Raw genomic sequence first — 13,494 nt, 5'->3', positions numbered from 1 at the left:
GGCGGCACGCCCTTCTCACCGACACGCGATCTGCGCGGAGATACCGGCGTACCCGCATCTGTTCGTGCCGCAGAACATATCCGCTGCTTCGCCAGACAGCCAACTCCCTCACCTTGGCCAGGCGCGTCCTCCGTCGGCACTCGGTGATCACGACGCACCCGAGTCTGTCAGCGCCGCTCCCGGACCCGCAGAGCTTCCACCCAGCCCGGCATCGGGGACTGCAGTACCAGCCCGTGGCGCTGAAACGCGGCCAGTGAAACACCGCCCCGCGTTTCACCCCTGACCTGCGGTGACGCCCAGGACAAGGACTCCTGGCACCCGTATTGCACCCCGCGTTGCAGGCCCGCCCCCACGTCCGGACAGATCCGCCCACCCTCCTGACAGCACGAAGCCCCGGGCATCTGCCATGACGTCCCGGGGCCTCCTGGTGCACTGGGCGTGTCCGAGTGGTTCAACGACCTGTCACGGCCGGTGTCACGCCTACTCCACCCCCAGCTCCGCCCCCAGCTCCGCGAGAGCGGCCCTGTCCAGAATGAAGGCGAGGTCTACAGGTCCTGGTGCGTGCGTGATGTGGTGGTTTTAGAGCCGATGTTTACTTATAGGGTGTGTTTGGGGCCATTGAATTACCGTGGGAAGTATGGGGTGGTGTGTTCGTGCGTAGGTTGCGGGTGTCGGCCGTGGAGCATCTGCGGCCGCGCACTTCGAGAGGTTTCCTCATGCGCTTCATGCGCACGACTGCTCTTCCCCGGACCCTTCTGGTAGCTGCGATCGCCGTGGCCGGTCTCACCGCTACCCCCGCCCTGGCTTCCGCGACGGCTCTCGCCGAGACGGGCAGCGCCCGCACCCTCAGCGGCTCCAGCCTCCTGGGTCTTCCCGGGGCCAACGGAGCCAACGGCACAGGCACCAGTGGCGGGATCGGTGGGCTCGGCGGGACCGGCGGTGCTGTCGGCGCGAACGGAAACGGAGGCAACGGAGGTGCCGGCGGCAACGCGAGCGGCAGCGCCAGTGTCGGCGGCGCGGACGGTGCCGGCGGCGCGGGGGGTGCCAACGGCAACGGCGGCACCGGAGGCTCCGGCGGTGGTGCCACCCTCGGCGGCACCGGTGGCAAGGGCGGCGTGGGCGGCGTCGGCAACGCGGGCACCGGCATTGCCGGCGGCAAGGGCGGCAACGGCGGAGCGTCCACGGTCGGCGGCGGCCACAAGGGCGGCACGGGCGGTGCGGGTGGCGCGGCCAGTCCGGTGTGCCCGGGCAAGCCCGGCGGCAACGGCACCGCCGCCACGTTCAACGCAGACGGCACCACCGGCACCACCGGCGCTGCCGGGAGCCCCACGCTTCCCTGCTGAACCGGCCCCGCGAGGGTTGCTGAACCCAGCCCTCGCGGGACGACGACCTAACCTTCCCCAGGTCGTGCGGGCAGACCGCGTACGACGGACAAGCGCCCGGCTGAGGAATCTCAGCCGGGCGCTTGTCCGGGTCCCGGACTTCGCTGACTGCCCCTCAGCGATCAGTAGCGGGGAATATCCGGGACGATGCTTCCTGTCCTGCCGCGGCGACCCGCTCACCGGAGGCGGTCAACAGGGCAGAGTGGTCTTGCCGGCAGCGCCGGTGGCGCCGGTGGTGCCGTCCGCGAACATCGTGGCGGCGGTGCCGTTGCCGCCAGGCTTGCCCGGGCATACCGGACTGGCCGCGCCGCCGGCGCCGCCCGTGCCACCCGTGCGGCCGGCCCCGGCCTTGGAGGCACCGCCGTTACCACCCTTGCCGCCGGCGATACCAGCACCGGCATTGCCCGCGCCACCCACGCCGCCCTTGCCACCGGTACCGCCGAGGGCGGCACCACCGCCGGAGCCTCCGGTGCCGCCGTTGCCGTTGGCACCCCCGGCACCGCCCGTGCCCCCGGTCCCGCCGACGCTCGCGCCGCCGGTGGCGTTGCCACCGGAGCCTCCGTTGCCTCCGTTTCCGTTGGCACCCGCAGCGCCACCAGTGCCGCCCAGGCCGCCGATACCGCCGAAGATCCCGACGCCATTGGCGCCGTTACCTCCCGGGGCCCCGGCGACGCTCTGAGTCCGGGCACTGCCCGTACCGGGCTGGGCGGAGGCGAGGGCGGGAGCGACGGTGAGGCCGGTTACGGCGACCGCGGTGATCAGGAAGGTCCGGGCAGTGGCCGTTGTGCGCATGGAGCGCATAAGGTATTTCCTTCGGTTTGTGCAGGCGGAGAGATTCTCCGCCTGGCAGTCCTCAACGTAGGGAAGCGCGACGCGCTGCGCACTCCGAAGGATGATCGAATGTCTTTAAATAGGCTGAATAATTAAACTTCGGCCGTAAATCTCTGATTTAGGATCCGTCATCGACGCCGCCACCCCACCACCAGCCGGTTCCCCGACGGACTCATGCTCGATCATCGTCTCGCTCACTTGGCGTCTCTCCCTTGATCAGCAGATCCGCCGTTGATTAGACACTCCCGGCGTCAGCCTTTACTCAGCGTGCGCGATCACGGAAAGAGAGCCAGAACCGCTGGAAGTGAACAAAGCCACCGGCTCCAGCTACCAGTTCGGTCGGCTGTCAGGAGGAGATGCGCGCGGGGCCGACCTGGCCAGTCATCGACCTACGCGCCAACCTGCCCGATCGGGTGCCGAGCGCACTTCCGACCGCATCACAACCAGCATGCCTGCCCGAGCCTCCTTCATCGCTTCCACTGCGCCCTCCCAACGAACCACCCGGCCGCGGTACGGCTACGGGCGCCAAGTGGTAAAGCGTGACCGCGGGTGGTGGCGTAGGCGGCGAAGACACCGATCTGGCAGTTCTCGGTGCGGCCGGCGGTGCCGGAGTACTGCCGTTGCACCCCGGCTGAGGTGATGCCCTTCTTGACGAAGCCGGTGTCATCGATGATCAGGATGCCGTCGTCGGCGCCGAGGTGTTCGGCGACGTAACCCTGCAGGTCGTCGCGTATCTTGTCGGCCTCCCAGCGGCTCTTCGCCAGTAGGTGCTGCAGCCCGTCAGGAGTGGAGTGCCCAGCGAACTCAGCCAGTTGCCAGGAGTTTTTGCGCCCCACGGGTCCGAGCAGACCTCGCACGTAGCCCCGCATCCGTCGTCTGGGCTCGACGCGGGGGAAGCGGTGCCCGATCCGCAAGAAGAGTTCTTCCAGCTCTTGTTCCCAAACGGAGGCAGGTACGTCATCGATCACATGCAATGGCTGTCCCCGCCGCTGTCACTACACACGGCGCGGTCACTCGTTCGCGGGCAGGCCGGGCGAACCCGCCCCGCACCCGGCACCATCCCGCTACAATCCCCACGCTCAAGCCGTTGACCAGGACATACACCGAAGTCCGGCTGGAGTACTTGGGACATCAGACGGGCTTGACCCGGCATCAGATACGCGAGAAGCCCCTGGTAGGAACAGGTCTGCGAAGAACAGGTTTTGGGTACCGAGAGGCTTCACGCGTTGACCAGTATCACCTACACCGGCGTGCTCGATGTCAGCCGGGCCACTGCTGAGGCCCTCGCGAAGCTACTGCTCGAACACCGCGAGCGTCTCGGGACCCGCAAGGGCACCCGCGCCCTGGGGCCGTTCAAACAGGGCGTGTTGATCCTGCGCTGGTTCCTGGACGGTACCCGGCTGACTCAACCGTCCGCGCGGCCGGCCTTGGGCCTCTCGCCGGTAGGGGCGGAAGGTGCTCTGCGGTGATCCGCGGTGCTCTGCGGGGGAGGGGCGGCTTGGGAGTCTTGCGCGTCACGGGGGTATGGGTGTCTTCCTTCGGTTGGTTGTTGTGCGGAATCCCTGCCGGGCCTGCTTGGCGTGAATTACCCTGCGTGAGGGGCTTGTTACGATAATGGCCCGGCCGGGGGCGTGGCACGCCGAGGGTGGGTGGTGCTTCCCGGGCGTGCGAGGCGAGTTCGACACGTTCCACGGAGGGCGCGATGCCGACGAGGCGAGCGGTCACGGGCCGCAGTAGGGAACCACGCGCGCGGTTCGCGGAGGAGCTCCGGCTTCTGCGCACCGGGCGCGGCGACAGTCTGCGGCAGGTCGGTGAACGGCTGGGCTGGGACTGGTCGTTGTTCGGCAAGATGGAGAAGGGCGAGACGCTGGGCGGCCCTGAGGTCGTCCAGGCGCTGGACACGCACTACGGGACGCCGGGGTTGTTGCTGGCGTTGTGGGAGCTGGCGGTGAGCGACCAGACGCAGTTCCGGGAGCGGTACCGGCGGTATATGGCGCTGGAGGCGGAGGCGACGAGTCTGTGGCACTTCGCGGTGAGCGTGCTGCCGGGGCTGTTGCAGACACCGGGGTACGCGCGGGAGCTGCTGGCGGCGGGCGGTCTCAAGGGTGAAGCCCTGGACCAACAGGTTGAGGCACGGATGGGGCGGCGGGAACTGCTGGCCGGTGAAGACCCACCGCAGTTCCGGACCATCTTGTCGGAGGCAGTGTTGCGGACGCCGCTGCTAGATCCAAGGCAGTGGCGGCAGCAGTTGGAGTATCTGCGGGAGGTTGGAGAGCGGGACGCTGCGACAGTGCAGGTGGCGCCGTTCAGGGCGGGGTTGCACGGACTCACCAACGCTGACGTGATGTTTCTCCGCCTGCCCGAGGGGCGTACCGTGGCCTATGCCGAAAACGGGTACAGGGGTGAACTCATCGAGGAAACTGCACCGGTTGAGCGGCTGCAACGTGCGTACGATTCGGTGCGCGACCTGGCCCTGTCACCAGCCGAGTCGCGGAAGTTCATTCTGCGCATTCTGGAGGAAGTACCGTGCGATCCCTCGACCTGACCGCAGTGACTTGGCACAAGAGCAGCTACAGCAACCAGGACGGCGGCCAGTGCCTTGAGGTTGCTGACGACTTCGCCGCTGTTGTTCCCGTTCGAGACAGCAAGAACCCGCACGGCCCTGTGCTCGCGATCGCGACGGACGGTTGGGCATCGTTCGTCTCCGCCGTGAAGGACGGTGCGCTGGGCGCCTGAGACGCCAGTCGTACGACACTGCCCCCGCTGACTTGGTCAGCGGGGGCAGTCGGCGCCTCCATGTACGGGCTACTTCTTCTTGGCGCCTCGCTTGACGGCGACCGGGCGCCAGGCGCGCAGGGCGTCGTCCGTGAGGCCGTGCTCGCCCTGGACCATCTGCCGGTCGCCTCGGAAGAAGGCAGCGGGGGAGGCACTGAACGCCGCGTCGAACTCGTTGTGCCACTGGTCCAGCCAGGGCTGGAGTTCCAGCAGGCCCGCGAGGAACGGGGTCAGCTCCTCGGAGGTCAGAGCCTCATGGGCGGCGATGTACGCGTCGAGCGCGTACGCCTGCTCGCGGTGGTCCCAGCCGGCCCAGCCGTACAGGGCCGGGGTGGCGGCGTTGCTCTGCCCGTACGAGACGAACCGCTCCTTCGGCACGTCGAGCTTGCCGCGCGCCTTCCAGAACGAGGGGCGGAGAAAGTCGGCGGAGGTGTACTTCGGCGGTACGGGGATGGTGTCCCGGATCTTCCGCTTGGCCGGCTCGTCCTCGGCGGCGTCCTCCTGCCGCTGGAGGTCCCACACGTGCTCCCAGTCCGCGCGCTTCTTGAGCCCGGAGGGCTTGTAGCGCAGGGCGGAGAGGAACGGCACGTGCTCGCCGGTCATCAACTCGGCTACGACGAGGTGGAGTTCCTTGTGGGGCTCGTAGATCTTGGCGACGGAGACGAAGTCGTCGTCGCGGGAGAGGGCGTCGCTGAGGCGGGAGAGGGTGACGAGGGCGGGCATGTCGATCTCGTCGAACCAGTGGTCCCGGTTCTCGATCCGGTCGAGCAGCCACGAGCGGAGAGCCTTCTGCTGGAGGGCATCCCAGCCCTCGGTGGCCCAGCGCCGCTTGTACTCGGGCCGCTCGATCATGCCGATGGCCCGGCTCGACTCGATGGTGTCGATGCGCTTCTGGACGACCTCGCGGTAGGCGTCGGGCCAGCGGGCGGGGATCTCTGTGATCTGCGTGGACCCGTGCCGCTTGAACCACTCGTCGCTGGCTTCACCTTCGGCGACGCGGCGGGCTAGGACGATCTCGAAGGCGCGCTCGCCGAGGGCCAGTTCGGGGATATCGACCGAGTCGGGGTTCTCGGAGACGCGGAGGTCTTCGGGGTGAAGGCCGTAGAGGGAATAGACCTGCCAGTCCAGTTCTTCTTGAAGAGCGATCATGCGGGCATGAGTGGCGTGCCAGCGGCGGCAGGCTTCTCGCATGGCCGCACTGGTAGGCGTTGCCTCGGCCGCTAGGCCGGAGGGGCTGGTAGCGGTGAGTTGTTGGGCAAGAGCGTCCAGCGTAGTGGCGAGACGAGTCGGAAAGTCGGCGGTTAGGGGAAAGAGTCGGAGTTTGGCAACCGTGAGCTCGTAATTGTTTTTCCAAGCTTCGCTGCCCAACGCTGCATATCCTGCGTCAACTCGTGCCCCGCCTCCCTCGCCCTTGTTGTGGCTCATCTGCTGTAGCCAAAAGCATGCAGTGGAACTGTTTAGCAACCCGAGCAGTTCAAGGTGCACCCGCTCGGATGAGCCTTCTGGAAGCTTAATCACGGGTGCCGACTGTTTAAAGATCCTACCCCCGCGATCCAGGAGGAACTGATTGTTCGTCGAGACCACCGCGTAAGCGATTGAGAGGGGGACTCGGTAGCGATCTTTAAAGAACATGGAGTATTCAAACCATGCTAGACCTCTAGAGATCTGATCCTTTCCAAAGGCTACGCGAGTGCGAAGGTGGACTTTGCGGGGCCAAAGCGTTCGCTCCACATTCGTAGGGGATTCCGCAGTCAGATCATGGCTAGAGTAGGGCCAAAGGGACATGACTGGGCCCCAAGCCACATAATCGCGAATCTCTGCGCCCGCGACCATGGGTCGCTGATACTGCGAGGAAATTCCAAACCTGTGGAGTGCCCCTACGCCAACCTGGTAGGCTTCATGTTCGCGAGGAACGGCCCCGGCGCCGATGTCCTGTGACACCTGGAAAAGCTTCTGTGTACTCGCAGAGTGCACCTCTTCCACTAGTTCGAGTCCACCATCGAGAAGGATCCAGGGTTGCCTTCCGAAATAACGATCGCGATCAAGGTCGTCTACGGATACCCACTTGCTGACGGATCCTGGAGAGTCGATTTGGTCTACGATTGCTCTCCACACGAAGCCTTCTTCTGCGCTTATTGGTGCGCCGGGCTCTCCCTGAACCCCGCGAACGGTTCGGATGGTTCCAGCTCGAGCATTGCCCGTTCGGCGTGTACCGATGAGGATCACTGTCGGAGTGCCATGATTCGGAATATAGGCGCCCGATGTGTCAATTACATCTGTCAATTCAACCTTGTGGGCAAAGAACTCTTCAATGAGTTTTGTTCCGAATCCCTGCTTCATGAAGGAGTTGGCCGTGATCTGCCCAACTCGCCCGTAACCGTTTCCGTCGGTGCCACCCCTCGTGGCCAACTCGAAGAACCTCTGCGCGAATGGAACGGACAGGGCGTAGGATCCGCCGCATGCGTCATATAGCTTTCGATACAATGCATTGAGTTTGCTATCTTTTACTGTGATGTAGGGCGGGTTTCCCACCACCACGTGATACCGTCCCTGCTGCAAAATCCCAGGGTACTCATGCACATCCTCCGTGGCATATGCAAAAGAGGCCAACTCATCCTCGCCTTCCTCATCCCCACCCAGCGTCAGATTCAGCTCCAACTGCCGAGCCTTGATGAGCGAGTCCCCCACAGCCAAGTGGATCGGCCACTCAACCTTCGCCGCCTCCCCCAGCGTCCGCACCCCACTAGCCGCCATAGCCGCCACCAGCAACCGGAACCGCGCCACAGCCACCGCGAACGGGTTCAGGTCCACCCCGTGCACCGAATCCAGCGCCGCCGCCACCCGCTCATGCACATCCCGCCCCGGCTGCCCCTCCGCCCACAGCCGTACCAACCGCCGGAACGCCCCCAGCACGAAGTGCCCCGACCCGCACGTCGGGTCGATCATCTTCAGCTCCGCGTACCCGAACTCCCGTACCGCCGGGTCCATCGTCCGGTCGAGGATGAACTCCTCCACGAACTCCGGGGTCTGGAGCAGCGCGTACGTCTTCCGCGCCGCCTCGCTGAGGTCCTGGTACAGGTCACCCAGGAACCGCGTGTCCCACCCCTTCGTCCCGTCGCCGTCCTCCTCCAACGGGTCCGTGAAGTCGTGCACCAGCACGCCCGCCTCGTCCCGGCCGCGCCAGAAGGCCACCAGGTCCTGGGCCCCGTCGTGCGAAAGCGGGATCTGGAACAGCGGGTTGTGCTTCTGGTCGAACAGCAGCCGGCCCGCCTGCCCGGCGCCCAGTTCCTCGAACGCCTTCTCCAGCCAGCCCCGGTACGTCGGGTCCTGGGACTTCGACACGTACTCCTCGAACCGGGCCAGCGCCAGGTCCCGGCGGTCGTCCTCGGGAGCGGTCACGTACGGCTCCGGGATCAGCCGGTTGTCCTCGCAGAAGCGGACGAAGACCGTGCCCAGCACCCACGCCACCGCGACCTGGGTGACCCGCTCGTCGAGCCAGGAGTTCCAGGTCGCCGCCGTACGGCCCAGCTTGCGAGCCCGGTCGTACTCGGTGCGCAGGCGGGTGCCCACCTCACCGACCGCCTTCACCTGCTGCGCCAGGTCGGTCTCGGCCGCCTTGACCTGCTGCTTCAAGTCGTTCAACAGAGCCTTGCGGTCGATCACTTGACGTCTCCCTGGTGTGCTTCGGTGCCGCCGTTGGCGACTGAGCCGGCGCGGTGGGCGTCGTCCACCCACGCGTCCGGAAGTTCGATCCACTCGCCCAGGCCCGCCTGGTAGGCGACCGCGACCTGGCCGAGCTTGGGCTCGCGGGCCGGGTCGCTCTGCGGGACCAGCAGCCACAGCCCGCGCCCGCCGTGCCGGGCCGCCTGCGCGAGCCGGTGCAGGACGCCCATCGCGTCGTACCGGGCGAAGGCCGTCGCGTCCGTCAGCAGCACCGGGGGCGTACCGGGTCCGCCGGTCGCCAGCAGTTCCCGTACACGCGGCTCGACCGTGCCCCACGCCGTGCGCGCGTACTCCGCGAACTTCACGGCGTTCCGCGAACCGGGCTCCGCCGCGTCCGCCTTCAGCAGCGTCTCCCACGTCGGTTTCGTCCCCGGCGGGACCAGTGCGTGCAGGGCCTCAAGGAACAGCTCCGTGACCGATGCCGCGTGTGCGCCGATCCGGCTGTCCGGGCCGCCGAGGGCCTTTACGGCCTTCGGGGCAAGGTTCTGACGTACCGTCAATACCCGGTAGCCGTCCCGCCGGGCCGAGGCGGTGAGGCGTTCGTCGGTGCGTACCGCACCCGCCAGCAGCGGATCATCGGCGTACCGCGTCACGGCGCCCACGTCCGTGGAACGGCGCCAGGTGCCGGTCGTCAGGTAGCTGGACGCCGAGTCCATCCGCGTGGGCAGATAGCGCAGCGTCCCGCTGTCCTCGTGCGTGGCGAGTGTGAGGTCGAAGCCCGCCTCGCGCAGCGCCTTCGTCAACGGACCGGCCGTCGGCAGGTCATGGGTCGTGCCGCCGCGGCCGTCTGGTACGACCAGCTCCGGGAAGCGCGCCCGTACGCGTTCGTGTACGTCGTCCCCGGTCACCCCGGGCTGCCGCCCCTCGGGTACGCCCACGATCAGGCGGACCAGACCGGCCTGGGTGAGCCGCAGGGCGCGTACCAGGTCCAGGTTCCGGGGGTAGATCTCCAGGCGGGGGGTCGCCGCCGCGTTCTCGGACGCGGCGGCTGCCAGCTCGACCAGTCGGCGCTCGTCCCACTCCACCGCTCCGGGCGGCGGCGTCAGCGCGCCCAGCTCGCCGAGGACCGTCGTCGCCGTGGGCAGCGTGTCCAGCTTCGCGAGGTTGCCGGCCTTCCTGCCCAACCGGGTCGCGTAGTCGAGGAGGCCGGGGGCCGTGGGGGTGTCCGGCGGGTCACCTTCCGTCCCCTCGTCCTCGTCGGCCTCCCGCACGTCCAGCGCGAGCAGACCTGCGCCGAGGGAGTCCTCGGTGGCCTTGCGGTTCGGCTGGTGCTGGAACTGGGCGCTCTCCGGGTCGAGTTGCTCCACCTCCACCACCGCGCGTACCGCCGCGAGCGTCAGCGCTCGGCGCTGCTCCCGGTCGGGCAGTTGCGTGCCGCGCCGTACGGCGAGCGCGTCGGCGATCTCCGAGGCGGACGCGATGCGGCCCAGGCCGGCCAGCAGCTCCATGATCTCCGCACGCAGCGCCCGCACGGCCGGGTCCTTCTTCCAGCGCTTGCGCTCCTCCTTGAGCATCTGGGGGATGCGGCCCGCTGACAGGCCCAGCGCGTCGGCGACTTCCTTCTGCTTCGGCCAGACGCCGATGTCCGGGAGGACGCCGCGCTCGTTCGGCAGGCGCAGCAGCAGGCGGACCATCTCGACCTTGTTGTGGTTGGAGCCGTTGTTGTTCAGCTCCGGCACCAGGATCGTGGCGAGCGTGTCGAGGCTGACCGAGCGGAGCGCGGCCCTGGAGAGGCCGGCCGCCTTGCCACTGGTGGCGAGGGCGTCGAGCACGGTGGCTTCGCCCGCGGTCAGCTGGGCCAGCTCCTCCTTGGCCTCCGCCCGGCCCCGGGGGGTGAGAGGCAACACCGGGGCCTCGCGCAGCAGTTCGCCCCACTCGCGCTGGCGGCGCTGCACCTCGCCCCGGGTCTTGGCGCCGAGGCCCGGCGCGTTGACGAGCTTGCGGCGGCTGTAGTCGAGGAGGCCGCCGACCGTGGTGATGCCGAGGCCGTACAGGAAGGACTGCGCGGCCTCGGTGAGGCCCGCCGTCGACAGATGGGTCTCGCGGGTGACGTCCTTGGCCAGCCGGTCGCGCTGCTGCTCCGCGGTGAGCGGCTCGGCGTCCGCGATGGCGGGGCGGCCGTCGTCGGAGACCTGGGCGGGGGCCCCGGTGGGACGGGAACGGCTGGTCGGAACGGTCTGCGAGGCGTCCAGGAAGATCTTCCGCCAGGCGTCCCGCATCGGCTTCAGCTCGGGGAAGCGCCGGGCGGTGTCCCGGTGCAGAGCCTTGTGGAAGAAGGCGACCAGGCCGTCCCGTACCGCCGGTTCGAACGCGTCGGCCGCGACGGTCGGGTGCGGGAACTCCTTGCTGTCCGTCTGCCGGGGCAGGACCGAGCCGTCGCCCCACTTGGGCAGCTCGCCCGAGGCCATCTGGTGCAGGGTGACGGCTACCGCGTACCGCTCGGCGTGCGAGTCGTAGGCGGTCCGGGTCAGGGTGCCGATGAACGGGTCGAGGTACCCCTCGGTGCCCGCCTCGTAGTCCTTCGCCGGATAGCCGGCCAGCGAGAAGTCGATGAGGACCAGCTCGCGGGTGCGGTTGGGGCGGACGCGGATGGCGATGTTGTCGGGCTTGATGTCCCGGTGCCAGACGCTCTCGCCCTCCAGGAAATCCACCGCGCCGAACAGGTAGTCGCCGTACGCCTCCAACTGGTCGATCTGGAGGCGCCCGCCGTCCCGCAGCTGCCGGGCGACCGTCTCCTCGCGTCGCCGGGTGCGGCTACCGCCCGACTCCGCGCCGTCGACGGTGTCGTCCCGCTCGTCACCCACGTACTCCAGAGCCAGGAGTGTGCGGCTCGAGATGCGCAGCGGTTGCGGTTCGACGAGCCGGATCACGCGGGAGTCGGGGCGCAGCCGCCCCATGATCTCCGCCTCGTGGGCGAGGACCTCGCCCCGGCTGTCGGACAGCGCCACCTTGAGGACGGCCAGCGGCCGGGTCCCGTGTGCCTCGGCCTCCAGGTCCCGTACCAGGAAGGCGCGGCTCGTCGAGCCCGTACCCAGGCGGCGGCGGACCTCCCAGCGGCCGCCGAGGACATCGCCGGCGACGGCTTCGAGCGGATCCTTCTCGGGGGCCTCGGGCGCGGGCGCGGCGGCCGGGGCGGTGAGTACGTCCTCGACCAGCCCCAGTAGCTCCAGGAAGTCGTCGACCGTGGACGGCCGCTGTTCCGGGCGGTAGGCGGTGGCCGACTGCACCAGGTAGTCGATGTCCTCGGACAACCCGTCGACCAGGGAACTGGGACGCAGACCCTCGCCGGCCTCCAGGCGGGCCAGCAACTCGGCCTGGCTCGCGGCCGGCGCCTTGCCGGTGACCAGGAGGTAGGTGAGGACGCCGAGGCCGTACACGTCCAGATACACCGGGTCGGCGCTCGGGGCGCGCAGCTCGGGCGCGAGATAGGCGTCGGAGTCATCGGCCAGATGCGTCGTGGACAGGGCCGTCGGCGCGTGCCGGGTCGCGCCCGTCGCGGCGCCGCCCGAGCCGCTGCGCTGCGTGGCGATCTGCCAGTCGGAGATTTGCAGGTGTGGCGTCAGCCAGGCGGTCTCCTCACCCGTCGCCTGTCCTCGTGGCCCGCGGTCACGGGGGACCACGTGCACGGAGCGCGCGGCCAGCGCCCGGTGGTAGATACGGCTGGAGTGGGCGGAGCGCATCGTCTCGGCCAGCTGCCGCACGAGCGCCATGCGGCCGAGGATGTCGAGCTTCTCGCCGTACTGGAGCAGATACTCGTCCAGGCGCAGGGTCTGCGGGTGGTAGTCGAAGATCAGGGCCGGTCCGGCCGAGTGCCCCGACGGGTTGTACTGCTTGAGCTGCACCACACCCACGTGACGGAACCGCTGCAGGACCGCGGCCTCGCGCCGGGCGGCGTTCTCCACCGACTGTCGGATGGTGGCGTCAGAACCGCGCTCGCGCAGGTAGATACGGACGCGGGCGGACTCCGGCAGCTCGCTGTGCTCGGCCAGGTAGTCGGCCCAGGTCGGCCCGGAGTCGAAGGACTTCCGCTTCAGCTCGTACGGGCCGACCTTGTACTCGGCGTCGCTCTTGCGGATGCCGACGCGGTCCAGCGCGGTCTTGATCTCGCGGGAGCCGATCGCGGTGATGCGGCGACGCTCGTCGGGCGGCGGCTGCTTCAGCATCGCGACCAGGTCGTCGACGCCGTACACACCGTTCTCGTCGTGGGCGGGCAGCCGGATGCGCAGGGAGCCCTCGGTGAAGCAGACGGCCTCGCCCACCCACACCCGCCTGCCGTGCCGGCCGAGCAGCCCGGCCAGTTCCTTCGCCTTCTTGTCGACCAGGTGCAGCGGATTGCCGTGCGGGATGCGGCGGCCGGTGGGCGTCGTCTGAACCCAGGTGCCGTTCTCGCTGGCGAGGGAGCCGTGCCAGTTCTTCAGCTCGATCATGCAGACGCCGCCGGGGGCGACGACGAGGAGGTCGACCTCGCGGACGTGGCCGCTGTTCGCGGTGAAGGTGAAGTTCGACCAGGCCCGCCAGGGGTCGGCGTCCGGCAGCTTCTCGCGGATGGCCTTCAGTCCGCGGCGCTCGTGGTCGAACTCGGACTCGGTGACCGTGGTCCACCGGCCTTCTCGCATGCGCTGTCCCCACCCGTTGATTTCGGTGCCGCCGTGCCGCCGTGTCGCCGTGTCCCCGTGGCCACGCCCGCCCTGTCCGTACTGTCGGCGCTTGTCGGCGCGCGGACGACGAAGGCGTGGGGGAAATCCTAACGGCGCAATCGCGGAAGGAGGCAGTGCGTGAGGAA

General features: G+C 68.4%; 6 protein-coding genes and 2 pseudogenes. 4 read left to right on the top strand and 4 right to left on the bottom strand.

Annotation, left to right across the window (positions count from 1 at the left end; all coding sequences use genetic code 11):
* The first annotated feature begins 716 nt into the window (after positions 1-716).
* The gene (locus ACU6WZ_RS04100; protein WP_447031747.1) at positions 717-1,343 is read left to right on the top strand and encodes a hypothetical protein; all 627 of its coding nucleotides are present in this window, start codon (positions 717-719) and stop codon (positions 1,341-1,343) included.
* A gap of 228 nt (positions 1,344-1,571) precedes the next feature.
* Here ACU6WZ_RS04100 and ACU6WZ_RS04095 read toward each other — a convergent pair whose 3' ends face one another.
* Both ACU6WZ_RS04095 and ACU6WZ_RS04090 read right to left on the bottom strand, forming a co-directional pair.
* Positions 1,572-2,183 (bottom strand): hypothetical protein, encoded by a 612-nt coding sequence (locus ACU6WZ_RS04095; protein WP_447031746.1) that lies wholly within the window; start codon positions 2,181-2,183, stop codon positions 1,572-1,574.
* Between the two features lie 563 nt (positions 2,184-2,746).
* Positions 2,747-3,181 (bottom strand): annotated as a pseudogene (locus tag ACU6WZ_RS04090) (IS701 family transposase); the annotation flags it as partial.
* 258 nt (positions 3,182-3,439) lie between these two features.
* Between ACU6WZ_RS04090 and ACU6WZ_RS04085 the strand changes: the two are divergent.
* The 3 genes and pseudogenes from ACU6WZ_RS04085 to ACU6WZ_RS04075 all read left to right on the top strand — a co-directional run.
* A pseudogene (locus tag ACU6WZ_RS04085) lies at positions 3,440-3,652 on the top strand (IS5/IS1182 family transposase); the annotation flags it as partial.
* Between the two features lie 263 nt (positions 3,653-3,915).
* Positions 3,916-4,758, top strand: coding sequence for a helix-turn-helix domain-containing protein (locus tag ACU6WZ_RS04080; RefSeq protein ID WP_447031745.1), 843 nt, complete (start codon positions 3,916-3,918; stop codon positions 4,756-4,758).
* Positions 4,740-4,949, top strand: coding sequence for a DUF397 domain-containing protein (locus tag ACU6WZ_RS04075; RefSeq protein ID WP_447031744.1), 210 nt, complete (start codon positions 4,740-4,742; stop codon positions 4,947-4,949). Before ACU6WZ_RS04080 ends, ACU6WZ_RS04075 begins: the two co-directional genes overlap by 19 nt.
* 69 nt (positions 4,950-5,018) lie before the next feature.
* Here the strand turns inward: ACU6WZ_RS04075 and pglX are convergent, their stop codons facing one another.
* Positions 5,019-8,651 (bottom strand): BREX-2 system adenine-specific DNA-methyltransferase PglX, encoded by a 3,633-nt coding sequence (pglX, locus tag ACU6WZ_RS04070; protein ID WP_447031743.1) that lies wholly within the window; start codon positions 8,649-8,651, stop codon positions 5,019-5,021.
* Positions 8,648-13,327: a BREX system serine/threonine kinase PglW gene (pglW, locus tag ACU6WZ_RS04065; RefSeq protein ID WP_447031742.1), complete on the bottom strand. Its 4,680-nt coding sequence runs from the start codon at positions 13,325-13,327 to the stop codon at positions 8,648-8,650. The genes pglX and pglW overlap by 4 nt, the downstream gene beginning before the upstream one ends.
* Between the last annotated feature and the right edge of the window lie 167 nt (positions 13,328-13,494).

This window comes from Streptomyces hypolithicus, assembly GCF_052934925.1.
Note: the sequence above shows the minus strand (reverse complement) of the source record. Positions and strands in the feature narration are given on the sequence as shown.